This window comes from Nitrosospira sp. Nsp11 (assembly GCF_900142705.1).
In the GTDB taxonomy this organism is placed as follows: domain Bacteria; phylum Pseudomonadota; class Gammaproteobacteria; order Burkholderiales; family Nitrosomonadaceae; genus Nitrosospira.
The window spans coordinates 427,877-453,845 of the sequence record NZ_FRBV01000001.1 but is presented as its reverse complement, the minus strand read 5'-3'; the positions used below and the strand labels follow the sequence as shown (position 1 = coordinate 453,845).

Here is a 25,969-nt window from a genome sequence, read left to right as displayed (position 1 = left end):
GCTTGGCCACCCGCCGCCGGTGGCAGGCGATCATGATAGAGATTCCGTGCTTTAATGAAAGAGCCGCCGTAAACATGGAAACGCGGAAACGAGCAAACGTGGAGGTGGCTGGCTTGCCCGATCAGCATGTGGTAATCTATTGGCTCTACGCCTTCTATCCCTATTGGCAAGCGGAAGTATTACTTGCTAATCCGGCAAAAATTACCGTAAAATCACACCCTTTTCAGTTTTAGACCCCAATAGGCAATATATACATGGTCATTATTCGATTGGCACGCGGCGGCGCCAAGAATCGCCCGTTTTTCAATATGGTAGTAGCGGACTCGCGCAATGCTCGTGATGGAAAATTCATCGAGCGCATCGGTTTTTATAATCCCAGAGCGGCTGAAGGTGAAGAAGGGCTGCGGGTCAAACTGGATCGAGTCACTTATTGGCAATCACAGGGTGCGCAGCTGTCGGACACCGTAACGAGGCTGGTCAAGCAGTTTGGCGCGAAACAAGAAACCGCAGGAAGCTAGACCGGGCACAGCGGTCGAGCCGATGGTGGTGATGGGGCATATCGTTGGCCCTTACGGTTTGTCAGGTTGGATCAAGGTTTTCCCCTATACCGAATATATAGATGGGCTGGCTGACTATCCGGTGTGGTGGTTGGGCAGCGGCAATGGCGAATGGCGCAACGTTAAGGTTAACGCAAGCGGTGTTCACGGGAACAGATTGACCGCGTTACTTGAGCAATGCGCCGATCGTAACGCAGCGGCGGAACTGAAGGGCCTGCAAATTGCAATTCCTCGCGGTCAGTTGCCGGTCTTGTCGAATAGCGGTAACGACGGCTATTACTGGTCGGATCTGATCGGGCTTGAAATCGTTAACCAACAGGGCGAAGCACTGGGGAAAGTCACTGGATTGCTTGAAACCGGCGCCAACGATGTGCTTCAAGTGCAGAGTTTGAAAGAACCCGAAAGGGAAAGATTGATTCCTTTCATCAGCCAGGTAATTGTAAAAGTAGATTTCAAGGCGTGCCGGATAACGGTGGATTGGGGCGTGGACTACTAAGAACATGGCTCGTGAATTTGATGTCGTTACCCTGTTCCCCGAGATGTTCGACGCGATCACCAAGCATGGCGTGACCGGGAGGGCGAACGCAAACGATATTTATCGTCTGCATACCTGGAATCCGCGTGAGTTTACCGTGGATAATTACCATACAATAGATGATCGTCCTTATGGTGGCGGGCCAGGGATGGTAATGTTGGCTGAGCCGCTTGAAAAAGCGCTCACTGCTGCAAGGAACCGACAGGCAGCGCTCGGCATTGCGGAAACGAAAGTGATTTATCTGTCTCCGCAGGGACGCCCGCTGGATCATGGCCTGGTTGTAGAGTTGGGCGAGCTACCGGCGCTGGTACTTCTGGCGGGACGCTATGAAGGCGTGGATGAGCGTTTGATAGGGCGTCAGGTCGATTATGAAATTTCTATTGGCGATTACGTGCTTTCTGGCGGCGAACTGGCCGCGATGGTGCTGATAGACTGCCTGGTGCGGCAGATGCCAGGCGTGCTGGGCGATCCAGAATCGGCGAACCAGGACTCATTTGTGGCGGGGTTGCTGGACTTTCCCCAATACACGCGGCCGGAGATATATCGGGGAAATGTGGTGCCTGAGGTTCTGATGTCTGGCAATCATGCCAGGATCAAGCGGTGGCGTTTACAGCAGTCCCTCGGCAGGACATGGCTGAGGCGACCGGATTTGATGGCATTGAAAGTGGAACGTGGCCTGACGAGAGAAGAAAAGGAGTTGCTGGAAGAATTCCAGCATGTCCACATCAGAAATTGAAACCAGAGAATATAAAGTAAGGAGTGCAAATGAACCTGATCGAACAACTTGAAAATGAAGAAATCAGCCGTCTCGGCAAGACAATTCCGGATTTCGCTCCTGGGGATACCGTGATCGTTAACGTCAACGTAGTGGAAGGCGACCGTAAACGGATACAGGCTTATGAAGGTGTCGTCATCGCCAAGCGCAACCGCGGTCTCAATTCGGCCTTTACTGTACGTAAAGTATCCAGCGGGGAGGGTGTGGAACGGACTTTCCAGAGCTACTCACCGCTGATTGCCAGCATAGAGATCAAGCGTCGCGGGGATGTCCGTCGCGCCAAGCTTTATTATCTGCGGGATCGTTCCGGCAAGTCGGCGCGCATCCGGGAAAAGCTTCCCGCCCGTGCTACGGTAAAGAAGGCGGCGCCGAAAGCCAGCCAACCCGAGGGTTAAGCGTAGCGCTTTTGATCGGGAGTGTGAGCGACGTTGAATTGCCGACTGCTACCTTGCAGCCTGTCGAATTTGAAGAAAATCGGCTGCAAGCGTCTGGGCGGTTTATATGTCGCCGCTTTTTAGGTCAATAGAATAACTATTGGCCTTCAAAATCCTCAAAATCTGTCCTCACCCGGCCACCTTTTAGGTGCGATTCTTCAACAGGCTGCTGGATAAGATAGGGAAACAGTCGGCCGATTGATCGGTCTGGTGGCCTTGTTGTTATATCTCAACTCTACCTGAATCCTTCGCCTGTCGCAGTTCCTGTCCCTTCAGATGGGATTAGCAACCTAGCGAAACTCTGGTCGCCCTTTTCGGGCTTAAACCAGGTCTCAGCCCGAAAAGTAGCGCTATCTCCGTTATCCCAAAACCAGCGCAGCAAATAGCCGGCGCTTAGAGCCTAGCCTCGTTTTGGTTCCGGCTTACTCTCAATTTCCTTAAGCCAGATATCGTAGACTTCATCTGGCCATAGCGATTTTATCCAGACGATCACGTCATCTATTTCCTGTTTCGTCAGTTTTCCATCCCACGCTGGCATACCGGCACCCGGGCTACCGACCCGGATCATTGTTTCCAATGTTTCGGTTGAGTGATGCCAGGCATGGGCACTGCCGTCCAAAGGAGGCGGTGGATATCTGCCGTCAGCCGCCGGTATTCGCCAACCTGGAGTGGCCTCGCCATTGGGTCCATGGCAGCTTGCGCAATTTTTGGTATAAGTGGCCTGGCCACGCTTGATTTTTTCCGGATCCAGCTTGCGCGCTGCCAAGTTTTTGGGTTGTTCCACCGGTGCCGGGACAGATGCCGCAGCTGGTGGCCCAGGTTCGGCAACAGGCGCGGCGGGTTCGGCAGTAGCCGGTGCGGCGGCTGGCGAGGCTGGTGCAGCCGGCGGCGCTTCTGTTGTGGCAGGCGGTTTGGATTCGCCGCAGCTTGCAATGATAACGATTACCGCACTTAAGAGAATGAAACGATGCATGCTCAAGGCCGCTTGCCTCCCGCGCCAACCATTCCTTGCCCGGTAAGCGGCATAATGGTCGGGACTGTAAAGAAACTTACTGGCGCGGTCAGGGAAACCTTGCTGGATCTCTCTTTCATGCCTTGAGGGGTAAGGTTACAGGATTCGATGCTCTTCATTTAAGCCTCATCACTGAATCTTTTGCGTCAGATGGACGATGCTGGCTGTAAACCGTGGTATCGCCTTGCTTGTTTATCAAAAGCACGTCATAAGGATCGCTGCGTGCTCCTTCCATTCCTGGAGAACCATGAGGCATGCCCGGAGCGGTCAGGCCAATAGCACGGGGACGCTCCTTGAGAAGGCGCTTGATATCCTGGGCGGGCACATGGCCTTCAATTGCATAGCCGTCGACCAGGGCAGTATGGCATGACCCGAGGGTAGTGGAAATTCCGGCTTGCTCGCGGGCTTCCTTGTTGCCCACATCGTGGGTATTGACCGTAAACCCGTTCGCTCGCATGTGATCAACCCATTTTGCACAGCATTTGCAGGTCGAACTCTTGTAAACCTCGACCGTCGTGGCAGTGGCATGAGCGCCGCTTCCAGCCAGTGCGCTGATGAGGATGGATCCTGCTAATAATACCTGCTTTGATATTTTCATTTGGTCTCCACTTCGATTGTTCCTTTCATACCTGGAAAATTCATACCCTTGAAATGGCCTGGCAACGGGCAGGCGAAGTCAACCGTCCCGGCTTCGGTGAAATGCCAGACCAATTCCGCGGTCTTGCCTGGAGCAACGCTGACCATGTTGGGCTCGTCAGGGTGCTCCATGTCGGGAAATTTTTTCATCATTTTATTGTGCTTATCAATGTCTTCTGGCGTACCGATCATCATCTCATGCTTTTTCTTGCCAGTATTGTTAAGCAGAAATTTAACTGTTTCACCTTGTTTTACTTTTATTTCCGAAGGCTTAAAGCGATTATCCACCATTGTTATTTCGATAGTTCGTGAAACCTCGCCGGGATCGCCGGGGCTGCCGAGGGAGGTGTCTTTTTCTCCACTGTGATGATCATGCTGCGCAAAGGCGACGGGTGAGGCCAAACCTAAAGTTAACGCAGATACGATCAAAATCTTTTTCATGTGATTTTTCTCCCGGCAGAGATTCGAATTCCCACTTTCAGTATCGATCTTATTGCTATTGGGGTACCTCAATACAAATATAGCAAAAAAAGCTCACCGGCTCGTTTTGCCCCAACTGCCAGTTGTAATCAGGGGACACATTCATTTTACATTATTATCCGGATATTATCTGATGGCTGGCTTCCATTCATTGCCTGAAATCGTACTTCGCCGCCATGAATTAACATCTTGACCGCAGGGATTGGAAAGAGGTAATGTCTTGCCGGAAATAGACTGAGAAGCGGCAGCGGAGTTCCTCACTTTCAGGTTGGCGGGGAGCTGATACCCATTTGGGGTATGCTGAGCTAACGTCTCAACCTTCGCGGATTATACAGGTGGACCTGCGAAGCGCTATGCCTTGAGTCGAACCCGTACCGTCTTGAGCATTTACTTTAAGTACAACAAGAATCTGTTATCTCGCTCCCATTCTGCTTGCCTATCCGTTTATCCAGATGAACCTACAGTACATGGGCAGTTTTTGCTCTCGCCCTAAACGTTCGCTATGCGTGTTATTTTGCCTGATAGCCCCGCTGATGCTGTCGGCTTGCCTGTCTCCCATCACGCTCAATCGAGCGGTGGGCGCTTATGATAATGCCATAACCAGCGCGGCGTCCAAGCAGCTATTGATGAACATTGCTCGTGCGCATCACCGTCAACCCATACATTTTACCGGAGTCTCAAACATTGCGGCGACGTTCGATTTCCGATTCAGTGCCGGAGCCACACCTGCCCTGGGCGGGTTGGCTGGACCGGTACTCCTGCCATTATTCGGCGGTAGCGTCGCGGAAAATCCGACCATCAGCATTGTTCCGATCGAAGGGGAAGAATTTACGAAACGGCTTCTTACCCCGTTTCACCAAAACAAGTTTACCCTGCTGCTTCGACAGCGTTTTGATATTGATCTCTTGCTGAGGCTGATGGCTCAAGAAGTACGAATTCAGCATTCTGAGCACCATGTCGCCTATCGCAACAGGCCCTCCGATACCGCGGGCTACGAAATGTTTCGCCGCGCGGTTCTTCACCTCTCGGCCATTCAGGATCAGGATCAGCTCCACGCCGAACCGTTGACCCTGGAACAAGCCTGGAGTATTCCCGCAGGGTCGGTTACGGCGGAGGGCTTTCAAGCGCTGGAGAAAGAGTTTTCCGTGCTCTATAACAGCGTGGATAATACTTTCACGCTTCGCAAACAAGTGCCTGGGCCCATTCTCATGACCAATTACGACCCAAAGACTTTGTCTACTGACGAACGCATGCGGTTGAGCCGGGAGGCGGTAGATTGGACCAGTAACGATATTGCGTTCGACATCCGTTCCGATTTTCCGGGAGGGACGTGGCCTATGAGAGGCGTTTTTCGGCTCAGAAGCTTCCATTCAGTCCTCAATTTCCTGGGCCGCTCAATCGGCGACGATCCAGAGTATGATGTCGACAAGGATCCAAGAACTCCCGCAATCCATAACGACGAAAATCCCGCCGCCACCATTGGGCTCGTTGTTTCAGACTCGGATCCCGAGGAAGCCGATCTTTCGGTGCACTCGCACGGCCGATATTACGCGGTGGACACGGCAGGACCTCTTGCGAATTGGAACCGGGATGCCTTCCAGATGTTGTACCTTCTGTTTCAAATAACCGTCACTGAGCTGCCCCGTGTTGGTGTGCCCAGTATCACTATCGCTAAATGACTTGCCGAAACCGCTAGCCCGTATTCGTATCCCTGGCATATTTCCATAGCACGCTGGGGTCACGGAGCGGATGGGTAATTTCAACCACCTTACGCCGGGATTTAATCCCGTGCTTGAGCGTCACTTGGCATTGTGGCACCCCAAATATTCCGGCGAGAAATTCAATCAGCGCAGCGTTGGCTGCGCCTTCTACAGGTGGGGCAGCCAGCCTGACTTTCATCGCGTCGCCATGCAACCCAACCGCTTCCGTTTGCTTTGCGCCCGGCTGTACGTGCAGGGTAAGGATAAGCCGTTGTCCGCCACTATCACAGCGGTACCAAGTGGAAGATGTTATTTCCGGCATCAGAACAGGCGGGAGATTTCCCCTTCCGTCCTTGCCACTACGAACAGCAGCAATTGGATAATTATCAGCACAAACAGTGGCGACAGATCAATGTTGCCGATAGGGGGAATGCGTGCCCGGATAGCCCCGAGGAACGGCCGGGTAAAACTGTCGAGTACCGGCGCCAGTGCGCTATAGGGATTGAACCAGGAAAGCACCGTCTGAATGATTACCGCCGCCATTATGATATACAGCGTCATCTTGATGATTTCCACAAGCGCCAGGAGCGCCAGCGCGCCGGCTGCAAGGCCGATAGTCGAGGTGAAGTTGTACCCCTGAAGTATGTACACACCTGCCAATAATATGAGTTGCGTAAGCCATGCCAGCAGCAACGTGGGAAAATCTATACCTCCGAAGCCGGGGATTAGGCGTCGCGCCGGTCGTACCAGAAAATCCGTAATCGCGATGAGAAATTGCGATAGCGGGTTACGATGGGGCGCCCGTAGCAACTGCATATAAAAACGCAGCAGCAGCACCAGGGAAAATAGCCCCAGAAGGGTGTCGAGGAGGAATATCAACATCTGGTTGAGCATTCAATTTCCTAAAATAATAGTCAGCGCCGTTTATATATTGCCAAACTCATCGCCCAGTTCGCGCGAGCGAGCGTTTGCGACATGTATCGCCCGCAGGATGGCGCTCTTGACTCCTTCGTTTTCGAGAGCTCGTATCGCGCGCTCGGTAGTGCCCTCGGGGGACGTCACTCGAGCACGCAGCGCGGCGGGTTCTTCACTGCTCAGGCTTGCAAGCCTTGCCGCACCGACGAAAGTATCGATACTCAACTTCCGTGCCTGGGCCGCATCCAGACCTAGTTCATGCGCTGCCTTTTGCATCGCTTCGATGAAATAAAATACATAAGCCGGGCCGCTGCCGGAGATGGCTGTAACGGTGTCCAGCAATTCCTCACGCGCAACCCACAGTACGGAACCTACCGCACCGAGTATGGCCTCTGCATCACCTCTTTCCGCTTCACACACGCCGGCCATGGCATACAAGCCGGTAACAGCCGCACCAACCAGGGCTGGCGTGTTGGGCATGGCTCGCACAATACGTGTATAACCACCGAGCCAGCGGGAAATGTCTTTTGCGCGAACACCGGCAGCGATAGAAATAACCAGGTGATTATTGAGTAGCGCCGCAAGCTCTCGTGCCACAGCGGGTAGTTGCTGCGGCTTTACCGCCAGCACAACCACATTGCTGTTGGCTACGCCTTGGAAGAGTTCCGCTACGGCCTCTACATTAAACTCCTGCTTAATCCTTTCGCGCCCTTCAGCGCTGACTTCCACCACGCATATCTGCGTGGGCAGATAACCTTGCTGCAACAGGCCACCGATCAAGGCGGAGGCCATGTTGCCGCCGCCGATGAAAGTAATGTTCATATAAACTCTAAACTCGTAATAATTGCGATGGATTGCGATCTGGAGGCGCTTGTGTCCTGGTCATGGATGCGGCGACACACATTCAGGCGAAGATGCCCGCGAAACCGGGCACGGCTGTGCCAGCGTACGCCGTACGTATTTGGCAAATGCCGAGATCGCGCTTTTCGGCAACGATCTCGGAGACACTTTCGCCTTTCATCGTGTAAAACATGTTTTTTCTTCCGGAACTCAGCCCTTACCCCTTGCGTAGCGTAACCCACCGGTAACGTAACGGGGGTAACGTAATGGGAGCTGTGGCAGTTTATCAGATTCCGCAGCAGGTAAAGCCTGTGCCCCTTACCGCAACGATGACTTTGCGCAGCTTATTTTTGACATTGTGGACAATAAAAAGTTGACCGCTGCCCCTGCCTTGCTTGCAAAATGTTTGTTCCGCACTTTCGGCAAGGCAGGCCGGTTTGTCGGTATACCCAGTACTGTTGCTGAAAATAACCGGGGTTGCCGCTGCTATCGACAAAATCACGCAAGCTGCTGCCGCCTGCTTTAATTGCGATATCCAGGATCTCTCTTATTGCCTGCACCAGTTTTTCGCATTCGATTAACTCAAGCCCGCCCGCTGGCCTCATGGGATTGATGCCAGCCCGAAAGAGCGCTTCATTTGCGTAAATATTGCCGACGCCGGCGACGATGCGGCTATTCATCAGCACTTCTTTGATGCTGGCGCTACGGTTCCGGGTCCGCTTATATAGCAGGTATCCGTTGAACGCTTCAGTGAGCGGTTCGGGGCCAAGCTGAGCCAGTAACGGGTGGCGCATGACATCAATCGATGTCCACAGTATTGCGCCGAAGCGGCGAGGGTCCTTGAAGCGGAGAGTCATGCCGTTGTCTAAAGTCAGATCGGCATGGTCATGTTTTTCCGGCACGGTTGTTGCTCCAGTTGGCAGCAACCTCAAGCTCCCCGACATTCCAAGATGCAGGATCAGCGTGCCTTTGCCACAGCCAAACAAGAGGTATTTTGCGCGCCGCTCCACCTTGTCGATTGTCACGCCGCGAAGTGTTTTATTCAGATCGGATGGCACCGGCCAGCGCAGATTTGGATTCCGTATCGTGACGCAGGCAACGCGGCGGCCTTCCAGATGGGGGGCGATTCCGCGACGGATAACTTCGACTTCAGGCAGTTCAGGCAATTGCGATTACCAAAATATGGTTCAGCTTACAAAAAATCAATCAACAAAAGCACAGCACGTCGACCGAAGCGCATTTCCGCCAGATCGGTTCCGCATACCCGGCCGGCCAGCGAAATGATGGCAGGGGCACGAGCCGGCATGGCGGCTGAGTCGAGCTGTTCGGCCATGAGAATATCATGATGAATTCGGATTCGGGCATTCCTCCCTTATCTACTGATCTCTGTGCTTCTCCATACGATTTGAGAAGTCATTTTTGAATTAACAGGGCTGGCGATAAGCACATTTACGACATCGTCGTTCTGATGTGCACTTGTGATAAGCGTAAAATATACCTAATATGTGGATTGTACTGAAGGACAGCCCCGTCCTTGACAGCCTTTTTTCGAACGTTGCGGACTTCCCCATGAGTTTTAAGATTTTTGGCGCATTGCCGCTGCTTTTCCTCGCTGCCTGTGCGCAGTTTCCTGCCAAGACCGATGTCACGACGAGCAATCAGTCGAACAAGACAGGAGTTGGACAGTCGAAATTGCCCGATCAGGAGTTGACCCCACCCATGTTGTTCGATTTCTTGCTGGGGGAGACGGCTTTTCAGCGCGGTGATCCGGAGATCGCTACCAATACTTATCTCAAGCTGGCGAGAACCACGCGCGACCCGCGTGTCGCTCAGAGAGCGACAGAAATCGCCCTTCAATCACGCCAACCCCTGCCGGCACTTGAAGCAGCGAACATCTGGGCAACGCTTGATCCGAATTCGGTCGGTGCCCGCCAGACGCTGGCAGCGCTACTGGTTAACTTTAACAGGCTGGACGAAGCCCGGCCCCATCTGGAGAAATTGCTGGCCTCTGGCGGAAGCAATATCGATGAGGCTTTTATGCAGTTGAATAGCCTGTTGGTGCGTAGCTCAGACAAAAATGCGACATTTGAGCTGGTCAGAAAACTTGCCGAACCTTATCCAAAACTACCGGAAGCACATTTCGCCGTGTCTCAGGCAGCATGGCTCGCCAATCGTTTCGATATTGCCCTGGCAGAGATGAGAAAGGCATTGGCACTTAGGCCGGAGTGGGAGATGGCGGCAATTTATGAGGGCCGAATTCTTGCGCGTGAATCCAATGCCAGCGCTATCAGATTTTTTGAACGCTATCTTGAAACCTATCCCAAAGCCAACGATACGCGCATTACCTACGCCCGGTTATTGCTGGCGGAAAAAGATTACATCAAGGCACGCGACCAATTTCAGCAATTGCTGGCGGAAAATCCGGATAATGCCGATGTCGCTGTGGCTGTAGGTTTGCTTTCAATGGAATTGCGGGAATATGGCTTGGCCGAATCCAATTTCAAGAGAGCGCTGGAGTTGGATTACAGAGACCCGGGCATGGTGCGTTTTTACCTTGGTGGCATTCATGAAAAAACCCAGGATGATGCCTCCGCGATGGAGTGGTATCGCTCAGTAACGGCTGGCGCACAGTATCTTCCGGCACAGATAAAGTATGCCATCCTGCTGAGCAGAAAAGGCAAAATCGACGAGGCTTTACAGCACTTGCAGCAATTGCCGGTGACGAACGACCAGCAGCGTGCGCAATTAATGATCGCCGAGGCGCAATTGCTGCGCGAGGACGGTTCGTACCGGAAAGCGTTCCAATTGCTGAGTAATGGCCTCGAGAAGCTTCCTGACTCTCCTGATTTGCTCTACGACCGCGCGTTGGCAGCGGAAAAAATCGGTAAATATGAAATTCTGGAGCAGGATTTGCGTAAGTTGATCCAATTGAAGCCGGATCATGCTCATGCTTACAATGCCCTTGGCTATAGCCTTGCAGAACGTACTGACCGCCTGCCGGAAGCGCTTGAACTCATCGAGAAGGCTATCACCCTTTCTCCTGGTGATCCATACATAATGGACAGCCTGGGGTGGGTGCATTACCGCATGGGCAATCTCAACCAGGGGCTCAACTACCTGAGACAGGCATTCGGGCTGGCGCCGGACCCGGAAATTGCAGCCCATCTGGGAGAGGTGCTATGGGTACAGGGAAAAAAGGAAGAGGCTACAGAGGTTTGGGAGGCAGCGCTCAAGAATCATCCTGGCAATGAGGCATTGCTCAGCACAATGAAAAAATTCATGAAGTAGTATAATCCCAGATAATCCATTGGGACGCGAGATGATGGCGAGGCAGGTTGCGAGACAGTTTTGCCGGTTGAGAGAAGTCCATAGTTTGGTTTATGGACGCCGCGCAGGTAGCAAAAATGGCGGCGAAAATGGCCGCCAACTAACCGCCAGCACTCGGACAGGCTCGCGGAGCCGCCTAATGAATTGTCTGGGATAATATGAGTCATTCTGGTATTGCGACGATGCAGCCAGGCATCCGGGTGGGTCTGCCGTTAAAACAAGATTTCGTTTTCTCTTGGCAGGTTTTCATATTCTGCATACTGCTCATACCGGTTTTTTTTTCGGGGTGCGCTACTTTCAGCAGTCATACCCACAAAAATGCCGTCAGCACTATCGTCACCGAACCTGTTGCCGGTCTGACCAACGCGACGGCAGCGGATTTCGGGCTTATTGGCAGGGTATCGGTGAAGGGCGGCAAAGAAAGCTTCTCAGGTGGAGTACAATGGCGTCACAGCGACAGAGGCGATGAAATTCTTCTGCTTTCTCCATTAGGTCAGACGCTGGCGCAAATTCAGCACACTACCGATGGCGTATACCTGACTACCTCCGAGCACAAGCGTTATTACGCGACCGATGTGGAAAGCCTGACGGAACAGGCGCTAGGGTGGCGATTGCCCCTCATAGGGTTGCAATACTGGGTACAAAGCCTGAATTCGCCCACTACGGCATCGGCGATAGACCTGGACATGGACGGGTCCGTGGTGGCTATTCGGCAGGACGGATGGGAAATTGATTATGCGGGCTATGCCCCTGCGGCGCTGACACAAGCCAGGCAGTCCGGGACTACGTATCCGAGTCCGAGGTTATTGGTACTTAAGCGAAACGGTCTTCAGATAAAACTCATAATAGATAACTGGAACCCAGGGGACCGCTGAAGCCACGTGGATTTGATGACCAGACTTGCTTGCCCTGCTCCCGCCAAACTTAATCTGTTCCTGCATGTAGTAGGACGTCGGGAGGATGGCTATCACCTGTTGCAAACTGTGTTCCGATTGTTGGATTTTTCGGATCAGCTTCATTTGGCGCCACGGACAGACGGCTTGGTTAAGTTGCATACGCCAACTCCCGGTGTACCTGAAGACAAGGATCTGTGTGTGCGTGCCGCAAGGTTGCTGCAACAGGAAAGCGGCATTTCTCTGGGTGTCGATATCTTTCTAGAGAAGCGTATTCCGATGGGAGGCGGGCTGGGAGGCGGCAGTTCCGATGCGGCCACGACATTGCTTGGACTCAACCGTTTGTGGGGCTTGGGCTGGAAAAAGAGTCGGCTATTAGAACTGGGACTCAGATTGGGTGCGGACGTGCCGGTATTCATCTTCGGAACCAATGCCTTTGCTGAAGGCATAGGCGAAGCGCTTTCGGCTATCGCCCTGCCAGACGCATGGTATCTGGTCCTGACGCCGTCCGTGCACGTGTCGACCGCGCAGGTTTTTGGCAGCAAGGAATTGACACGAAACACAATCCCAATCAAAATACCGCCCTTTTCCATCGAGCACGGGCATAATGATCTGGAACCGGTGGTATGCCGGCTATATCCAGATGTGGCGCGCCATCTTGAATGGCTGAAGCAGCTCGATGGTCCCCGGATAGCTGCAATGACGGGCTCCGGCGCTTGCGTATTTGCGGAGTTCGCCACAGAGCGGGCGGCAAGGTCGGCGCTGTCGCAAGTTCCGTCCGGTATGAATGGTTTTGTGGCACAGGGACTGAACCATCATCCCATGCATGATTTTGCGGAATAGTTATTGGGGAGTCGCCAAGTGGTAAGGCACCGGATTTTGATTCCGGCATTCGTAGGTTCGATCCCTACCTCCCCAGCCAGTTTTCAGGTTTTGAAATATAAGGAACCTCCGAATAATCCCACGCGCACTCCACGGAAGCGTAGTCAGGCTTCCAGGCCCAGCCGGATCAGACGTGCGAGAGCCGCTTGTATTCGCTTGAATCCCTCAGTTCCAGGTTTAGAATTTTCAAACTTATAGCTTCCAGCCATGGCCTACGATAGCTTGATGGTTTTTACCGGCAACGCCAATCCCAAGCTGGCTCAGGATGTGGTGCGGCATCTGAATATCCGTATCGGCCGTGCCACGGTAGGTCGTTTCAGCGACGGCGAGGTGATGGTGGAAATCCTCGAGAATGTCCGAGGCAAGGATGTGTTCGTGTTGCAATCCACCTGCATGCCTACCAACGATACACTGGTAGAACTGCTGGTCTTGGTGGACGCGTTGAAGCGGGCTTCCGCTGGGCGAATCACGGCGGCGATACCCTATTTCGGCTACGCCCGCCAGGATAGACGGCCGCGTTCGGTGCGGGTGCCAATCACCGCCAAAGTGGTAGCTAACATGCTGACCACCGTCGGGATAGACCGATTGTTGACCATGGATCTGCATTCCGACCAGATTCAGGGATTTTTCGATATTCCCGTGGACAATATTTATAGCATGCCGATCCTGCTGGGCGATCTGTGGAAAAACGATTACCAGAACCTGGTAGTGGTTTCTCCTGATGTGGGCGGAGTGGTACGGGCCAGACAGATGGCAAAACGCCTGGAATGTGATTTGGCAATCATAGATAAACGCCGCCCCAAATTTAACGTCGCCAAGGTAATGAACATTATCGGCGAGGTTGAGGGGCGTACCTGCGTAATCATGGATGACATGGTAGATACCGCCAATACCCTGTGTGAAGCAGCCCGTGCCTTGAAGGAGCAAGGGGCGGAGCGAGTGCTCGCTTATTGCACCCATCCGGTACTGTCGGGCAACGCCGTGGAACGCATCGAGAATTCCGCCCTTGATAAATTGGTGGTCACCGACACAATTCCGCTACGGGAGGACGCCAAAGCTTGTGTTCGTATTCATCAGCTGAGCGTGGCCAGTCTGTTGGGGGAAACGATGCTGAGGATCAGCAATGAAGATTCTGTGAGCTCACTGTTCATGGAATAAGAAGGACATATCTACGAATTCGGAAGAAGAGAAAAAAGAAATATCTCAACAAGAATTTCGGGAACGGTACAAGTTTTATTAATCAGGATCATCTGGTCGCGGATGATCCACATTTTGGAGAAAACAGATGCAAATTGAAATCAGCGCCAGAAAGCGCGTACTGCAGGGCAAGGGTGCGAGCCGCCGCCTGCGTGGTTCCGGTGTCGTCCCGGGAATCATCTACGGCGGAGAAAACCCGGCCCAGGCAATCGAGCTGGATCATAATAATCTTTATCATAAGCTCAAGCTCGAAGCCTTCCATGCCTCCATCCTTTCCATGGATGTGGAAGGCCAGAAAGAACGGGTTCTATTGCGCGACATCCAGATGCACCCGTTCAAGCTTCAAGTGCTGCATATCGATTTCCAGCGTGTCGACCCGAACAAGAAAATACACATGAAAGTGCCATTGCACTTCATTAACGCGGACATTGCCCCCGGAGTGAAGCTTTCCGGCGGGATCGTCAGCCACGTGCTTACCGAACTGGATATTTCCTGCTTACCCAAAGACCTGCCCGAATTCATTTCGGTGGATCTGGCCGAGCTGGCTTCCGGAAATACGTTGCACCTGAGCGATCTGAAGCTGCCGGAAGGTGTGGAAATTCCGGCGATCACCAAGGGCGACAATTTGCCTGTGGCGACCATCGTCATTCCGCGAGCAGTGGCAGCGGAGGAAGCCGCCGCGGTCGTGGCCGCGGGCGATATCCCGACAACGGTACAGAAGAAAGAAGCTCCAAAGGAAGGGGAGAAAAAGGATTCCGGCAAGAAAGACGGCGGAAAGAAAAAATAAACCCTGTAATTTACGTGAGGCCCGCTGGAGCCATGTCTGTTCCAGCGGGCTTTTCTTTAATGAACAAGCGTATTTTTCCTGTTACGTTCAATGAAACTCATTGTCGGTCTTGGCAACCCCGGTAAGGAATACGCGGCCACTCGCCATAACGCTGGCACTTGGTGGCTATCCCGCCTGGCTGATGAATTGCGTATCACATTGAAAGCGGAAGCCAGATTTCACGGCTTGTGTGCGCGCATTGGGCAGGGTGATTCAGAGTTGTGGCTGCTCAATCCTCAAACCTATATGAACGTAAGCGGAAAATCCGTTGCAGCCTTGTGCCGCTTTTATAAAATTCAGCCCGAAGAGATTCTCGTGGTTCATGATGAACTGGATTTGCCGCCCGGAACCTCCAGACTGAAGCTGGACGGTGGATTGGGTGGACACAATGGCTTGAAGGACATCGCTGCTCATCTTGCCACCAGAGAGTTCTGGCGCCTGCGCATTGGCATCGGTCATCCAGGCGATAAAAACGCCGTGGTGAATTATGTATTGCAGCCTCCCCGCCGGGAAGAAGCGGCGCTGATAGACGACGCTATTCACCGCAGCCTGGAAGTCTGGCCGCTCATCGCGGAGGGCAATTGTCAGGCAGCGATGATGAAATTGCACACCAAAAGTAAGGAATAAACGGTAAGTCTTGCGAAAGACCGGCGGTTCATCTCATCTTTACATTTCAGGATTCATTTAGTCTGAAATCTTCTAATCTTTACAGTTCGAAAAACTTATGAGCCTGAAATGCGGTATCGTTGGTTTGCCCAATGTGGGGAAATCCACTCTATTCAATGCACTGACTAATGCCGGCATAGCCGCGGAAAACTATCCGTTCTGCACCATCGAGCCCAATGTCGGTATCGTCGAGGTTCCCGATAAGCGTTTAACTGCGCTCTCCGCCATCGTCAAGCCGCAAAAAGTGCAACCCGCCATCGTCGAGTTCGTTGATATCGCCGGTCTTGTGGCGGGCGCATCCAAGGGCGAGGGGCTGGGAAACAAATTCCTTGCCACCATCCGCGAGACAGACGGCATCGTCAATATGGTGCGTTGCTTCGTCAATGACAACGTCGTGCATGTTGCCGGTAACGTCGATCCGGTTTCGGATATCGAAACCATACAAACCGAATTGGCGCTAGCCGATCTCGCTACGACGGAAAAGGCATTGCATCGAGAAACCAAGCTCGCCAGATCCGGCGATAAGGATGCGATCAAGTTGGTGGCGCTACTGGAAGCGACACGGGCACACCTCGACCAGGGTAAACCCGTCAGAAGTATGGGGCTGGACAAGGAACAACAACAACTGCTGCAACCGCTCTGCCTGCTGACCGCCAAGCCAGCCATTTACGTGGCCAACGTCGATGAAAAGGGCTTCACTGATAATCCGTTGCTGGGCCGAGTGGAAGAATATGCCGCGCGCGAGGGTGCGCCGGTGGTAGCAATATGCGCAGCTCTCGAATCGGAAATTGCAGAGATGCAGGACGAGGATAAGCAAATCTTCCTGGACGATATGAATCTGGAAGAGCCGGGATTGAATCGTCTGGTTCGTGCAGCATACCAACTGCTCGGCCTTCAAACTTATTTCACCGCCGGCGTGAAAGAAGTGCGCGCCTGGACCATATCAAAAGGAGATACCGCGCCCCAGGCCGCCGCAGTGATTCATACAGATTTCGAGAAAGGCTTCATCCGCGCCGAGGTTATCGCTTACGAGGATTTCATCGCTTGTAAAGGCGAGCAGGGCGCCAAGGAAGCCGGAAAAATGCGACTCGAAGGCAAGGAGTATGTGGTCAAGGATGGAGATGTGATGCACTTTCGGTTTAACGTCTAAGCGCTCGCGTTCTGACGTTTGAGAAGCATCAGGAAATTCGAAAATTCTTTCATGCCGGTTGCTCATGGGCCTTTTTGAATCAGGTCCAAAATCTGTTGTAATTTCCTTTGGCTCGTCAATGACGAATGATCTTGTCGGTCATTGAAGAACACAACGTTATTGTCCTCACTGACGGCGGCGCATGCCGCAACCCCTCTTTGAAGTAGTCGATGTCCAAATAGCGGCGTTCGAATATTGATGCGGCGCAGATACCGCCGGTATTTCTTGGGCAGTTCGACAACGTCAGCTTACCGAACCACAAGCGGTGGCTACCTCACCTCACCGAGTTACAGCAGTTTGGGACCCAATCTCTTTGGGATCGTCATCTTTAAGCTGGACATGTATTCCAGTTCTGCTAGGCTTCTAAGAAATAGAGTGGGATAAATATGAAAAGGAGGTAACGTTATGAGATACAAAGTCCTTATAACACCTGCTGAGCCATCTATAAAAGGCGAGCCTAATTACAGTGGCGTTCTAGCCGACTACAATATTGAAGCTGACTCGGAAGCTGAAGCTGGAGATTTGGCGTTCACTCGATTTTGTCAGGAAAAACCTTATCACTCTCTCAATCGCGATGATTACATCATTAACGTGCATTGAAAATCGGATATGTCATGTCAGGTCTGATCTGCGCTGAGTGGAAACGCGCTGTAGATCTGCCTTAAAACATACCGTGCCATTTTCGATATCCACCTATCAGTATTTTACTCGGGTTCGATTTCCTGTTTCCTATGTCCACTTCTTACCCTTAATCACACAAACTCCGTATTTCGGTATTAATCCGAGGTTCGTTCAGCTATATTTCCGTGCACCATTCTCAGTTTGATGAGTGGATTGCTCAATAGTTTGGTAGGTCGGGCTGCGCCCGACGATCAAAAAACGATGTCGGGCGCAGCCCGACCTACAGTGCTACGCTTCACCCATCCTGCTGCACGCCAAAAGCATATTCAGGTATATCCGCAGCTCCATCTTGTAATCCGCGCTTGCAGCCCATATTTTCCGGTTAGGCAAGTGGTTGAGGTATAATTCCATTTTTTCTATTCCGCTGTATTGGAGGGCTGTCATGCCGATCTATGAATACCGTTGCGGGTCCTGTGGTTTTGAAAAAGAATATCTGCAAAAGGTGAACGATGCGCCGGTTGCGGCGTGTCCCTCGTGCGGCAGCGATGCTTATGTCAAGCTTATTTCCGCTGCGGGCTTTCAATTGAAGGGTAGTGGCTGGTACGTTACCGATTTCAAGAACGGTGCAAAGCCAAAACCGAAATCTGATGCGGAAGCGCCAGCCGCTGTCAAGAGTGAAACCGGACCTGCAGCAGCACCAGCTTCGGGCGCTGCGTGCCCAGCTTGCCCGGGTGAGTAAGCTTGCAACCTGCTAACGTGAAACGCTATTTCATTACGGGGCTTTTGATCTGGGTACCGCTGGGCATTACCGCCTGGGCGTTGAAATTTCTCATTGGTACCATGGATCAGTCCCTGCTGCTCTTGCCGGAGGCCCTGCGCCCTGAAGCGCTTGTGGGCGTATATGTGCCCGGCGTCGGTACTGTATTGACCTTGCTTGTGGTATTTCTCACCGGCTTGCTGACGACGAATATCATCGGCCAGCGGCTGGTGATATTCTGGGAAGGCGTTTTATGGCGCATACCGGTCGTAAAATCGATCTATTACGGGGTCAAGCAAGTCAGCGACACGCTGTTTTCCAGTCAGGGGGAGGCGTTCCGCAAGGCATTGCTGGTGCAATATCCGCGTAAGGGTTCGTGGACGATCGCATTCATGACCGGGCACCCGGGCGGTGATGTGGCCAACCATCTCAAGGGAGACTATGTGAGTGTCTATGTGCCGACTACACCCAACCCTACTTCCGGATTTTTCCTGATGATGCCGAAAAGTGATGTGATCGAGCTCGACATGAGTGTGGATGCGGCATTGAAATATATTATTTCAATGGGTGTCGTCGCACCCGGCAATGGTAAAAAAGATGCGAGCCAATCACAGGCAGCGCTGCTGCATGGCGCTGCCAGTTCTGCTTCAAGCGACAAATCCTGATTTCTTTTTCCCCCGATTACAGAGCTGTCATGCGTACTGACTACTGCGGCCTCATTGATGCCAAATATCTGAAGCAGAATGTCACCCTCTATGGCTGGGTGCATCGCCGTCGCGACCATGGTGGCGTCATATTCATCGATCTGCGCGACCGCGAGGGGTTGGTGCAGGTGGTATGCGATCCCGACAATGCGCCCACTTTTGAAAGCGCGGAGAAAATTCGCAACGAGTTCGTACTCAGAGTTACCGGCACGGTAAGACCCCGTCCTGCTGGGACCATCAACCCCGACCTCGTCAGCGGTGAAATCGAGGTGCTGGCACAGTCCATCGAGATACTCAATGCTTCGCTCACGCCACCGTTTCTGATGGACGATGAAAACCTGAGTGAAGCCGTGCGCCTGGAACATCGCTATCTCGATCTGCGACGTCCGAAAATGCAGGAAAACCTGCGGTTGCGCTACAAGGTGGCGATGGCGGTTCGCGTATTTCTCGACCAGCATGGCTTCATCGATGTTGAAACGCCCATGCTGACCAAATCGACGCCCGAGGGTGCGCGCGATTACCTGGTGCCGTCGCGTGTCAACACGGGACATTTTTTCGCGCTTCCACAATCGCCGCAGTTGTTCAAGCAGCTCCTGATGGTGGCCGGATTCGACCGTTACTACCAGATCACCAAATGCTTTCGCGATGAGGATTTGCGCGCCGATCGCCAGCCGGAATTCACCCAGATTGATATCGAGACGTCTTTCCTGAACGAAGCCCAGATCATGGCGCTGATGGAAGAGATGATTTGCGGAATATTCAAAAGCGCAATGAATATTGATCTACCAAGTCCCTTCCCGCGCCTGGCTTACGGAGAAGCGATGTCCCGGTACGGCTCGGACAAACCGGATTTGCGTGTCTCGCTGGTTCTGACCGAGCTTACCGATGTGATGCAGGATGTGGAATTCAAGGTCTTCCGCGAAGCCGCCCTGAAAACCCGCGGCAGGGTGGCCGCGCTCCGGGTACCGGCGGGTGGGACATTATCCCGTAAGGAAATAGATGACTACACGAGTTTTGTAGCCATATATGGGGCGAAGGGGCTGGCCTATATCAAAGTTAACGCGCTGGAAAAGGGTCTTGAAGGCCTGCAGTCGCCGATACTGAAATTTCTGCCAGAGGCAGTAATACAAGTTATCCTGGAACGTACAGGCGCGGAAGATGGCGATCTCATATTTTTCGGCGCGGACAAGGCCCAGGTGGTGAATGAGGCGCTTGGTGCGTTGCGCGCCAGGGTCGGGCATGACCGTGGACTTGCCGAATCTGGCTGGAAGCCTTTATGGGTAGTCGATTTTCCCATGTTTGAGCGCGATGAGGAAGAAAACCGCTGGAAAGCCTTGCATCATCCGTTTACCTCTCCTGCGGATGGCCACGAAGACCTGCTGGAGAGTGATCCCGGAAATGCATTATCCAGGGCGTACGATATGGTGCTGAATGGCTCGGAAATTGGCGGTGGTTCGGTGCGCATCCATCGCCAGGAAGTACAGTCAAAGGTATTCCGCGCGCTGAATATCGGCGCCGATGAGGCGCGTGAAAAATTTGGTTTTCTGCTGGAAGCATTGCAATACGGCGCGCCGCCTCATGGCGGCATCGCGTTTGGACTCGACCGTATCGTTGCCATGATGACGGGCTCCGAATCAATCCGCGATGTCATTGCTTTTCCGAAGACGCAGCGCGCCCAATGCCTGCTGACCCATGCGCCCAGCGCGGTGGCTGAAAAGCAGTTGCGCGAATTGCACATCAAGCTTCGAAATATGTAAGCGCCAAAAGCAAAAGCTCGGAGCATGCTCGCGCGGAGATCCGGATTGAAAACAGCGCTCTCCGCAGGTCGGAGTAATTTTTCCAATCTCTATTCTTTGCGAAGTCTTCGCGGTGAAAATTTATAAGACGCCGGTTTCCGTCCTGGTAATTATCCACACGCCGGATAGGCAGGTTCTGTTGCTGGAGAGGGCGGATCATCCCGGGTATTGGCAATCGGTTACGGGGAGTCAGAATCAAGGCGAAACGCTTCTGCAAACGGCAGCGCGCGAAGTGGCTGAGGAAACCGGACTGGATGCCAGTTGCTACGAGTTGACCGACTGGAACATTCAGAGCGAATACGAGATTTATGAGGAATGGCGGTGGCGGTATGCACCTGAGGTGACGCACAATACCGAGCATGTTTTCGGCCTGCTCGTGCCGGCGCCGGTTCCGGTCTTGGTGGCAGCAAGAGAGCATCTCCGCTTTGCCTGGTTTCCTTGGGAGAAAGCAGTGGAAAAGGTTTTTTCACCGACTAACGCAGAGGCGATACGAAAGCTGGCGTCAGATAAAAGCGACAGAAATAATCGTAGCGAAAAAAATCCATGCCTGGAGCCGGGTAGAACCGATAGTTAGGATATTGGTCTGATAAAGTATTTTCCAGGCAGACCTTTGGATAGCTACCCGAGTTGCCAGCAGGATACTGGAGCATAATCGTGGCAAAACAGCATCTGTAATGAGCTGTTTCAAAAATGAAATGCTCCGTGCAGATGGACCGCGTCAACGGCGCATATGCCTTGAATTATTCCAGTTTTAACAGCTCAGTTGCATTGCAGTTGCCAACTCGGCTCTTGATAAGCGATCCATGTGGGTCCTATTAGAGGTTGTCTAACCGTTTCCAGAGGAAAGAACAGGAGTAGCCATGTCAGCGGAAGCTATTGCATTTGAACGTTTTGATAACTTGAAAGATGATGACTGCGCGCAGCGCATTGTGGAGGCTAAAGCCGCACTCGGAAAGCGCGTCGTTATACTCGCTCATCATTATCAGCGTGCAGACGTTTACAAGCATGCCGATCTCACTGGCGATTCCCTGAAGCTATCGCGCCTTGCCGTGGAAACCGATGCGGATTATTTGGTATTTTGCGGGGTGCATTTCATGGCTGAGGTGGCGGATGTTCTCTCCAAGCCGGAGCAAATCACCATCCTGCCTGATCTCGCAGCCGGTTGCTCAATGGCGGATATGGCAAGTCTTTCCAAGGTGGAGCGTGCCTGGCGCGAGTTGTCGGAAGTGCTTGACCCTGATGAGACGATCACGCCCGTGACCTATATTAATTCGGCCGCTGATCTAAAAGCCTTTTGCGGCGAGCACGGTGGTATCGTCTGCACTTCCAGCAATGCGACAAAGATTCTGGAGTGGTCCTTTTCGCGCCGCGAAAAAGTACTGTTTTTTCCAGATCAGCATCTGGGCCGCTGGAGCGGCCACAAGCTGGGGGTTCCACTGGACGAGATGGCGGTGTGGGACTTTGATGAGCCGTTGGGCGGGCTGACGCCAGAGCAAATCAGGAAAGCAAAAATCCTGCTATGGCAGGGGCATTGTTCGGTGCATCAGATGTTTCAGCCGCAGCACATACTGCGATTCCGCAATCAGCATCCGGACGGAAAAGTGATTTCACATCCGGAATGCAGTTTCGAAGTATGTAAAAATTCCGATTTTGTTGGCTCTACCGAGTACATCATCAAGACCATCCGCGAAGCGGAGGCGGGAACCCGCTGGCTGGTGGGTACCGAACTGAATCTCGTCAGCCGTATTGCGGAGGAGTTCAAACCCGAAGGAAAAATAGTGCAGTTCATGGCCTCGACAATCTGCATGTGCTCCACCATGGCGCGCATCGATCCACAACATCTGGCGTGGACGCTGGAAAACCTGGTCGAGGGCGAAGTGGTGAATCAGATCAATGTGCCGGCTGCTGAAGCGGTACTTGCCAAGCTGGCACTGGAGCGGATGCTGGAGGTTTCAATATAATGAAAAGATACGATTTCTCCAGGGAACCGGAAACGGATATCGGCGGGGAGCATGCATATCAATTTTCCGGGATAAGCTGACGTTCACCATATGCTCAATAAGCTGCATATCGCGACCTATAACATTCACAAAGGTTTTTCCCATTTTAATCGGCGCATGGTGTTGCATCAGTTGCGTGACAGCTTGCGCGCGCTTAATGCAGACATCATTTTTTTGCAGGAAGTGGTCGGCCTCCACAAGGGGCACGCGGCGCGTTTCGAAAACTGGCCATGCAACCCCCAGTACGAGTTTCTTGCCGATTCGGTCTGGTCGGATTTCGCATACGGAAAAAACGCGGTATATACTGAAGGGCATCACGGCAATGCAATTCTAAGCCGCTACCCTATTATGCGATGGATCAACCTCGATGTTTCGGCGCATCGTTTCGAGAGCCGGGGCCTGCTCCATTGCGAGATCGATGTTCCTGGCTGGCCGGAAAGGCTTCACTGCATATGTGTGCACCTGGGGCTGTTCAAGAGAGGGCAATCCCAGCAATTGCAAGTGTTGGGGCAGCATATCGAGCAACTGGTCCCGCGAGGGGCGCCGCTGGTCATTGCCGGAGATTTCAACGATTGGCGCGAAATGGCGAGCCGGGTTCTGGTTGAGCGATTTAGACTGATCGAAGCTTTTGAGTCGACTGAGGGTAGGGCGGCGCGCAGCTATCCCTCGGCATTACCGTTGTTCCGGCTCGACCGCATTTATGTGCGAGGGTTCCAGGTAGAAAAGACGCAGGTGCATCGAGGCCATCCCTGGTCGAAAACTTCGGATCATGCTGTGCTGTCGGCGACAATGACGCTCAGATGACATTACCCGAACCGCACAGCCAGGTCACCGCTGCTGCTGTGCTGCTAAGGACGGGCGGGGTAGTGGCCTTTCCCACCGAAACGGTTTATGGCCTGGGGGCGGATATCTCAAGCCCGTCCGCTGTGAGACGCATATTCGAGATCAAAAAGCGGCCTGCGGATCACCCGCTAATTGTTCATCTTGCGGGCTCATCCGGCTTGCAACGCTGGGCGCAAGAAGTGCCCGAACAGGCCTGGCATTTGGCCGAATGCTTCTGGCCGGGGCCGCTGACTCTGGTATTGCGGCGCAGCCGTCACGTGCCGGAAAGTGTAACGGGAGGCCAGGATACGGTTGGGTTGCGGGTGCCGGATCACCCCGTCGCGCTTGCCTTATTGAATGCACTGGGCCCGGAGAAAGCGCTTGCCGCACCGTCCGCCAACCGGTTTGGGCGTATAAGTCCCACAACGGCGGCTCACGTGCGGGAAGAGCTGGGTGAGTCGGTAGATATGATTCTGGATGGCGGCCCATGCCGAGTTGGCCTGGAAAGCACAATTGTCGGCTTTGATGGCCAAATGGCCGTTATATTGCGGCCTGGCGGCATCCCGTTGCCGGCACTGGCAGAGGTATTGAAAGGCAGGGTGACACTATCCGGACAAGAGGAGCTTGCTGTACGCGTGCCGGGTGCGCTCAAGTCTCACTATGCGCCGGAAACGCCATTGGAGCTCTGGCCTTCGGGATCATTATCCCCCCGCGCGCTCCAACTTGGAGCAAAAGGATTGCGCGTTGCGGTAATAGCTTGGTCGGACCAACAAATGGATCATGCCGAAAACAAAAATATCGTCTATTTTTCCATGCCTGCTGAACCGGCGGGATACGGTCGTCTTTTATATGGAACATTGCGCCGTTTCGACCATGAACGGTTCGATTGCTTGCTAGTGGAAGCCCCTCCGGATAACCCAGGCTGGATGGCGATTGCGGATCGGTTACAACGCGCAAGTTGTGCCGTTCAGCGCGATGATTGAACTATAGCGTGTCATGGCAAAGAGTCTTGAAAATAAAGCGATAAGGTGGAGGTAAAGGTGGCGATGAATAGCGCGGTTCGTGCGGTACTGTTTGACGTTGACGGCACATTGGCTGATACCGAGCGTGACGGGCACCGTCTCGCTTTCAATGCCGCGTTCGAAGAGTTCGGCCTCGACTGGGAATGGGGAGTCGAACTCTATGGCGAACTGCTGGCTATAACGGGCGGAAAAGAGCGCATCCGGCACTTCATGGAAAACTATGCACCTGCGGAACTGAGCAGAAGCGGACTGGATGAGTGGATAGCAGGCTTGCATAAGGTGAAAACGAAGCACTATGTGAATTTGCTCGAAAGCGGCGGAATTCCGCTACGTCCCGGTGTGGCTCGCCTGATTCATCATTTGCTCGATACGAATATAAAAATGGCTATTGCGACTACCACGACACCAGAAAACGTAACTGCACTTTTAAAATCTACGCTAGGGGAGGATTCCCCCGGCTGGTTCGATGTTATTGGCGCGGGAGACATTGTTCCCGGAAAAAAACCCGAACCGGATATTTATCACTGGGTACTTGATCAACTGGGGTTGCCGGCACAACAATGCGTGGCAATAGAAGACTCTGAAAACGGGCTGAGAGCATCGCTTGCTGCAGGGCTCGATACGGTAATCACGATTAGCGATTACACTCGACTACAGGATTTTAGCGGAGCGGCGGTAGTATTGTCGGATCTGGGCGAACCGACGCAACCATTTACTATGCTACAGGGGAATCTGCCTGTCACCGGTTGGGTGGATAGTGCACTACTGCTGAGGTTGAAGGGTTGAAATACCGGGGAAAGCCATAGAGCCGCCTGCAATAATCATCGCCCACTTCAATCAAAATCCGCGCCCCAAAATTGGAATTGTCATCTGGAAGAGGTAGTATCGGTTTTGATTGCTGGCAATTGCTGACAGAAAAATAAAATGCTGAATCCCCGCACCACTATTTATTCCCGCCGAATGCTTCGACTCTTTGAAGCCGCAGGACTCATCGTTATCGCGTTGGCCACGATATTCGCAGGTTATCAAGAAACCATGCTGATGGTACACAACGCCAGAGTTACGCTTGCAGATCTGCTGCTGATGTTTCTCTATCTTGAAATCCTGACTATGGTGGGGTTATATTTCGAGTCCGGCAAGCTGCCGGTACGATTCCCTCTTTACATCGCAATGGTGGCGATGGCGCGATATGTGACCGTCGATATCAAGGAGATGGATAGTATGAGGCTGCTCGGTGTCTCCGCCTCGATTGTACTGGTCGCATTGGCGGTTCTGGTCATCCGTTTTGGACATGTGCGTTATCCCTACCTGGAAGACCTGGAGGATCTGGAAGACGCGACGTCCAGAAAAACGCGTCCCCTCGATTGAAATGAAGGGCATTAG

33 protein-coding genes and 1 tRNA gene are annotated in these 25,969 nt (G+C 53.0%); 24 read left to right on the top strand and 10 right to left on the bottom strand.

The annotated features are described in order from the left end of the window. Positions 1-74: 74 nt before the first annotated feature. Genes BUA28_RS15755 through rplS form a run of 5 tightly spaced genes read left to right on the top strand, consistent with a single transcriptional unit; the run spans position 75 to position 2,262 of the window. A complete protein-coding gene (locus tag BUA28_RS15755) occupies positions 75-233 on the top strand; it encodes a hypothetical protein (RefSeq protein ID WP_176767835.1) in 159 nt (52 codons plus the stop codon). Positions 234-254: 21 nt separating this feature from the next. Beyond that, entirely contained in the window at positions 255-518 is a 264-nt protein-coding gene (gene rpsP / locus BUA28_RS02290; RefSeq protein WP_072766506.1) for a 30S ribosomal protein S16, read from the top strand. A 22-nt stretch (positions 519-540) separates the two neighbouring features. Beyond that, on the top strand, positions 541-1,053 hold the full coding sequence (gene rimM, locus BUA28_RS02285) for a ribosome maturation factor RimM (protein WP_072766505.1): 513 nt from the start codon (positions 541-543) through the stop codon (positions 1,051-1,053). A 4-nt stretch (positions 1,054-1,057) separates the two neighbouring features. Further along, entirely contained in the window at positions 1,058-1,828 is a 771-nt protein-coding gene (gene trmD, locus BUA28_RS02280; protein ID WP_072766504.1) for a tRNA (guanosine(37)-N1)-methyltransferase TrmD, read from the top strand. Positions 1,829-1,857: 29 nt separating this feature from the next. Beyond that, positions 1,858-2,262, top strand: a complete 405-nt coding sequence (rplS, locus tag BUA28_RS02275; protein WP_072766503.1) for a 50S ribosomal protein L19 — start codon at positions 1,858-1,860, stop codon at positions 2,260-2,262. Between the two features lie 439 nt (positions 2,263-2,701). Here rplS and BUA28_RS02270 read toward each other — a convergent pair whose 3' ends face one another. Genes BUA28_RS02270 through BUA28_RS02260 form a run of 4 tightly spaced genes read right to left on the bottom strand, consistent with a single transcriptional unit; the run spans position 2,702 to position 4,390 of the window. Beyond that, a complete protein-coding gene (locus tag BUA28_RS02270; protein ID WP_083569831.1) occupies positions 2,702-3,274 on the bottom strand; it encodes a c-type cytochrome in 573 nt (190 codons plus the stop codon). A 2-nt stretch (positions 3,275-3,276) separates the two neighbouring features. Continuing rightward, the gene (locus tag BUA28_RS15750) at positions 3,277-3,432 is read right to left on the bottom strand and encodes a hypothetical protein (RefSeq protein WP_178297849.1); all 156 of its coding nucleotides are present in this window, start codon (positions 3,430-3,432) and stop codon (positions 3,277-3,279) included. Then, a complete protein-coding gene (locus BUA28_RS02265; RefSeq protein ID WP_072766501.1) occupies positions 3,429-3,911 on the bottom strand; it encodes a DUF411 domain-containing protein in 483 nt (160 codons plus the stop codon). The genes BUA28_RS15750 and BUA28_RS02265 overlap by 4 nt, the downstream gene beginning before the upstream one ends. Beyond that, positions 3,908-4,390, bottom strand: a complete 483-nt coding sequence (locus BUA28_RS02260) for a cupredoxin domain-containing protein (protein ID WP_072766500.1) — start codon at positions 4,388-4,390, stop codon at positions 3,908-3,910. The genes BUA28_RS02265 and BUA28_RS02260 overlap by 4 nt, the downstream gene beginning before the upstream one ends. A gap of 665 nt (positions 4,391-5,055) precedes the next feature. Between BUA28_RS02260 and BUA28_RS02255 the strand changes: the two genes are divergently transcribed. Continuing rightward, positions 5,056-6,108, top strand: coding sequence for a hypothetical protein (locus tag BUA28_RS02255; protein WP_371915200.1), 1,053 nt, complete (start codon positions 5,056-5,058; stop codon positions 6,106-6,108). A 13-nt stretch (positions 6,109-6,121) separates the two neighbouring features. On the opposite strand, the gene BUA28_RS02250 is transcribed toward BUA28_RS02255, so the two are convergent. The 6 genes from BUA28_RS02250 to BUA28_RS15745 form a co-directional block, all read right to left on the bottom strand. Next, positions 6,122-6,451, bottom strand: coding sequence for a DUF167 domain-containing protein (locus tag BUA28_RS02250; RefSeq protein ID WP_072766498.1), 330 nt, complete (start codon positions 6,449-6,451; stop codon positions 6,122-6,124). Beyond that, complete coding sequence (locus BUA28_RS02245) at positions 6,451-7,023, bottom strand: YggT family protein (RefSeq protein WP_072766497.1); 573 nt, start codon at positions 7,021-7,023, stop codon at positions 6,451-6,453. Before BUA28_RS02245 ends, BUA28_RS02250 begins: the two co-directional genes overlap by 1 nt. Positions 7,024-7,053: 30 nt before the next feature. Then, complete coding sequence (gene proC, locus BUA28_RS02240) at positions 7,054-7,866, bottom strand: pyrroline-5-carboxylate reductase (RefSeq protein ID WP_072766496.1); 813 nt, start codon at positions 7,864-7,866, stop codon at positions 7,054-7,056. A gap of 82 nt (positions 7,867-7,948) precedes the next feature. Then, complete coding sequence (locus BUA28_RS16155; protein WP_256598203.1) at positions 7,949-8,077, bottom strand: hypothetical protein; 129 nt, start codon at positions 8,075-8,077, stop codon at positions 7,949-7,951. A 151-nt stretch (positions 8,078-8,228) separates the two neighbouring features. Further along, a complete protein-coding gene (gene mutM, locus BUA28_RS02235) occupies positions 8,229-9,050 on the bottom strand; it encodes a bifunctional DNA-formamidopyrimidine glycosylase/DNA-(apurinic or apyrimidinic site) lyase (protein ID WP_072766495.1) in 822 nt (273 codons plus the stop codon). Positions 9,051-9,076: 26 nt separating this feature from the next. Beyond that, positions 9,077-9,217 carry a hypothetical protein gene (locus tag BUA28_RS15745; RefSeq protein WP_178297847.1) on the bottom strand — a complete coding sequence of 47 codons (141 nt, stop codon included), beginning with the start codon at positions 9,215-9,217 and terminating at the stop codon, positions 9,077-9,079. A gap of 236 nt (positions 9,218-9,453) precedes the next feature. On the opposite strand from BUA28_RS15745, the gene BUA28_RS02230 reads away from it, so the two are divergent. The 18 genes from BUA28_RS02230 to BUA28_RS02145 all read left to right on the top strand — a co-directional run bounded on the left by BUA28_RS02230 (position 9,454) and on the right by BUA28_RS02145 (position 25,954). Then, a complete protein-coding gene (locus tag BUA28_RS02230) occupies positions 9,454-11,172 on the top strand; it encodes a tetratricopeptide repeat protein (RefSeq protein ID WP_072766671.1) in 1,719 nt (572 codons plus the stop codon). 197 nt (positions 11,173-11,369) lie between these two features. Then, positions 11,370-12,086 carry a lipoprotein insertase outer membrane protein LolB gene (gene lolB / locus BUA28_RS02225; RefSeq protein WP_072766494.1) on the top strand — a complete coding sequence of 239 codons (717 nt, stop codon included), beginning with the start codon at positions 11,370-11,372 and terminating at the stop codon, positions 12,084-12,086. 15 nt (positions 12,087-12,101) lie between these two features. Next, entirely contained in the window at positions 12,102-12,947 is an 846-nt protein-coding gene (gene ispE / locus BUA28_RS02220; RefSeq protein ID WP_072766493.1) for a 4-(cytidine 5'-diphospho)-2-C-methyl-D-erythritol kinase, read from the top strand. A 4-nt stretch (positions 12,948-12,951) separates the two neighbouring features. Beyond that, positions 12,952-13,026 (top strand) — tRNA-Gln (locus BUA28_RS02215). A 167-nt stretch (positions 13,027-13,193) separates the two neighbouring features. Then, positions 13,194-14,144 (top strand): ribose-phosphate pyrophosphokinase, encoded by a 951-nt coding sequence (locus tag BUA28_RS02210; RefSeq protein ID WP_072766492.1) that lies wholly within the window; start codon positions 13,194-13,196, stop codon positions 14,142-14,144. A gap of 127 nt (positions 14,145-14,271) precedes the next feature. Further along, positions 14,272-14,970 carry a 50S ribosomal protein L25/general stress protein Ctc gene (locus BUA28_RS02205; RefSeq protein ID WP_072766491.1) on the top strand — a complete coding sequence of 233 codons (699 nt, stop codon included), beginning with the start codon at positions 14,272-14,274 and terminating at the stop codon, positions 14,968-14,970. Between the two features lie 90 nt (positions 14,971-15,060). Next, the gene (gene pth / locus BUA28_RS02200) at positions 15,061-15,636 is read left to right on the top strand and encodes an aminoacyl-tRNA hydrolase (protein WP_072766490.1); all 576 of its coding nucleotides are present in this window, start codon (positions 15,061-15,063) and stop codon (positions 15,634-15,636) included. Positions 15,637-15,733: 97 nt separating this feature from the next. After that, positions 15,734-16,825: a redox-regulated ATPase YchF gene (gene ychF, locus BUA28_RS02195; protein WP_072766489.1), complete on the top strand. Its 1,092-nt coding sequence runs from the start codon at positions 15,734-15,736 to the stop codon at positions 16,823-16,825. Positions 16,826-17,269: 444 nt separating this feature from the next. Continuing rightward, positions 17,270-17,464, top strand: a complete 195-nt coding sequence (locus tag BUA28_RS02190) for a hypothetical protein (protein ID WP_072766488.1) — start codon at positions 17,270-17,272, stop codon at positions 17,462-17,464. 463 nt (positions 17,465-17,927) lie between these two features. Beyond that, positions 17,928-18,224, top strand: coding sequence for an FmdB family zinc ribbon protein (locus tag BUA28_RS02185; protein ID WP_072766487.1), 297 nt, complete (start codon positions 17,928-17,930; stop codon positions 18,222-18,224). 17 nt (positions 18,225-18,241) lie between these two features. Beyond that, positions 18,242-18,907, top strand: coding sequence for a DUF502 domain-containing protein (locus tag BUA28_RS02180; RefSeq protein ID WP_072766670.1), 666 nt, complete (start codon positions 18,242-18,244; stop codon positions 18,905-18,907). Positions 18,908-18,936: 29 nt separating this feature from the next. After that, positions 18,937-20,703, top strand: coding sequence for an aspartate--tRNA ligase (aspS, locus tag BUA28_RS02175; protein ID WP_072766486.1), 1,767 nt, complete (start codon positions 18,937-18,939; stop codon positions 20,701-20,703). 118 nt (positions 20,704-20,821) lie between these two features. Continuing rightward, the gene (nudB, locus tag BUA28_RS02170; protein WP_083569846.1) at positions 20,822-21,316 is read left to right on the top strand and encodes a dihydroneopterin triphosphate diphosphatase; all 495 of its coding nucleotides are present in this window, start codon (positions 20,822-20,824) and stop codon (positions 21,314-21,316) included. Positions 21,317-21,602: 286 nt separating this feature from the next. Continuing rightward, positions 21,603-22,703 (top strand): quinolinate synthase NadA, encoded by a 1,101-nt coding sequence (nadA, locus tag BUA28_RS02165; RefSeq protein ID WP_072766484.1) that lies wholly within the window; start codon positions 21,603-21,605, stop codon positions 22,701-22,703. A gap of 90 nt (positions 22,704-22,793) precedes the next feature. Then, positions 22,794-23,546: an endonuclease/exonuclease/phosphatase family protein gene (locus BUA28_RS02160; RefSeq protein WP_072766483.1), complete on the top strand. Its 753-nt coding sequence runs from the start codon at positions 22,794-22,796 to the stop codon at positions 23,544-23,546. Further along, positions 23,543-24,547, top strand: coding sequence for an L-threonylcarbamoyladenylate synthase (locus BUA28_RS02155; RefSeq protein WP_072766482.1), 1,005 nt, complete (start codon positions 23,543-23,545; stop codon positions 24,545-24,547). Before BUA28_RS02160 ends, BUA28_RS02155 begins: the two co-directional genes overlap by 4 nt. 63 nt (positions 24,548-24,610) lie before the next feature. Next, a complete protein-coding gene (locus tag BUA28_RS02150; RefSeq protein WP_072766481.1) occupies positions 24,611-25,372 on the top strand; it encodes an HAD family hydrolase in 762 nt (253 codons plus the stop codon). A 138-nt stretch (positions 25,373-25,510) separates the two neighbouring features. Next, positions 25,511-25,954, top strand: coding sequence for a phosphate-starvation-inducible protein PsiE (locus BUA28_RS02145; protein ID WP_072766480.1), 444 nt, complete (start codon positions 25,511-25,513; stop codon positions 25,952-25,954). Positions 25,955-25,969 lie beyond the last annotated feature (15 nt).

What these genes read in the sequence shown, in the direction of transcription:
- BUA28_RS15755 (WP_176767835.1), top strand. Translation starts at nt 75, where the DNA reads ATGGAAACGCGGAAACGAGCAAACGTGGAGGTGGCTGGCTTGCCCGAT.
- rpsP (WP_072766506.1), top strand. Translation starts at nt 255, where the DNA reads ATGGTCATTATTCGATTGGCACGCGGCGGCGCCAAGAATCGCCCGTTT.
- rimM (WP_072766505.1), top strand. Translation starts at nt 541, where the DNA reads ATGGTGGTGATGGGGCATATCGTTGGCCCTTACGGTTTGTCAGGTTGG.
- trmD (WP_072766504.1), top strand. Translation starts at nt 1,058, where the DNA reads ATGGCTCGTGAATTTGATGTCGTTACCCTGTTCCCCGAGATGTTCGAC.
- rplS (WP_072766503.1), top strand. Translation starts at nt 1,858, where the DNA reads ATGAACCTGATCGAACAACTTGAAAATGAAGAAATCAGCCGTCTCGGC.
- BUA28_RS02270 (WP_083569831.1), bottom strand. Translation starts at nt 3,274, where the DNA reads ATGCATCGTTTCATTCTCTTAAGTGCGGTAATCGTTATCATTGCAAGC.
- BUA28_RS15750 (WP_178297849.1), bottom strand. Translation starts at nt 3,432, where the DNA reads ATGAAGAGCATCGAATCCTGTAACCTTACCCCTCAAGGCATGAAAGAG.
- BUA28_RS02265 (WP_072766501.1), bottom strand. Translation starts at nt 3,911, where the DNA reads ATGAAAATATCAAAGCAGGTATTATTAGCAGGATCCATCCTCATCAGC.
- BUA28_RS02260 (WP_072766500.1), bottom strand. Translation starts at nt 4,390, where the DNA reads ATGAAAAAGATTTTGATCGTATCTGCGTTAACTTTAGGTTTGGCCTCA.
- BUA28_RS02255 (WP_371915200.1), top strand. Translation starts at nt 5,056, where the DNA reads ATGAACATTGCTCGTGCGCATCACCGTCAACCCATACATTTTACCGGA.
- BUA28_RS02250 (WP_072766498.1), bottom strand. Translation starts at nt 6,451, where the DNA reads ATGCCGGAAATAACATCTTCCACTTGGTACCGCTGTGATAGTGGCGGA.
- BUA28_RS02245 (WP_072766497.1), bottom strand. Translation starts at nt 7,023, where the DNA reads ATGCTCAACCAGATGTTGATATTCCTCCTCGACACCCTTCTGGGGCTA.
- proC (WP_072766496.1), bottom strand. Translation starts at nt 7,866, where the DNA reads ATGAACATTACTTTCATCGGCGGCGGCAACATGGCCTCCGCCTTGATC.
- BUA28_RS16155 (WP_256598203.1), bottom strand. Translation starts at nt 8,077, where the DNA reads ATGTTTTACACGATGAAAGGCGAAAGTGTCTCCGAGATCGTTGCCGAA.
- BUA28_RS15745 (WP_178297847.1), bottom strand. Translation starts at nt 9,217, where the DNA reads ATGGCCGAACAGCTCGACTCAGCCGCCATGCCGGCTCGTGCCCCTGCC.
- BUA28_RS02230 (WP_072766671.1), top strand. Translation starts at nt 9,454, where the DNA reads ATGAGTTTTAAGATTTTTGGCGCATTGCCGCTGCTTTTCCTCGCTGCC.
- lolB (WP_072766494.1), top strand. Translation starts at nt 11,370, where the DNA reads ATGAGTCATTCTGGTATTGCGACGATGCAGCCAGGCATCCGGGTGGGT.
- ispE (WP_072766493.1), top strand. Translation starts at nt 12,102, where the DNA reads ATGACCAGACTTGCTTGCCCTGCTCCCGCCAAACTTAATCTGTTCCTG.
- BUA28_RS02210 (WP_072766492.1), top strand. Translation starts at nt 13,194, where the DNA reads ATGGCCTACGATAGCTTGATGGTTTTTACCGGCAACGCCAATCCCAAG.
- BUA28_RS02205 (WP_072766491.1), top strand. Translation starts at nt 14,272, where the DNA reads ATGCAAATTGAAATCAGCGCCAGAAAGCGCGTACTGCAGGGCAAGGGT.
- pth (WP_072766490.1), top strand. Translation starts at nt 15,061, where the DNA reads ATGAAACTCATTGTCGGTCTTGGCAACCCCGGTAAGGAATACGCGGCC.
- ychF (WP_072766489.1), top strand. Translation starts at nt 15,734, where the DNA reads ATGAGCCTGAAATGCGGTATCGTTGGTTTGCCCAATGTGGGGAAATCC.
- BUA28_RS02190 (WP_072766488.1), top strand. Translation starts at nt 17,270, where the DNA reads ATGAGATACAAAGTCCTTATAACACCTGCTGAGCCATCTATAAAAGGC.
- BUA28_RS02185 (WP_072766487.1), top strand. Translation starts at nt 17,928, where the DNA reads ATGCCGATCTATGAATACCGTTGCGGGTCCTGTGGTTTTGAAAAAGAA.
- aspS (WP_072766486.1), top strand. Translation starts at nt 18,937, where the DNA reads ATGCGTACTGACTACTGCGGCCTCATTGATGCCAAATATCTGAAGCAG.
- nadA (WP_072766484.1), top strand. Translation starts at nt 21,603, where the DNA reads ATGTCAGCGGAAGCTATTGCATTTGAACGTTTTGATAACTTGAAAGAT.
- BUA28_RS02160 (WP_072766483.1), top strand. Translation starts at nt 22,794, where the DNA reads ATGCTCAATAAGCTGCATATCGCGACCTATAACATTCACAAAGGTTTT.
- BUA28_RS02155 (WP_072766482.1), top strand. Translation starts at nt 23,543, where the DNA reads ATGACATTACCCGAACCGCACAGCCAGGTCACCGCTGCTGCTGTGCTG.
- BUA28_RS02150 (WP_072766481.1), top strand. Translation starts at nt 24,611, where the DNA reads ATGAATAGCGCGGTTCGTGCGGTACTGTTTGACGTTGACGGCACATTG.
- BUA28_RS02145 (WP_072766480.1), top strand. Translation starts at nt 25,511, where the DNA reads ATGCTGAATCCCCGCACCACTATTTATTCCCGCCGAATGCTTCGACTC.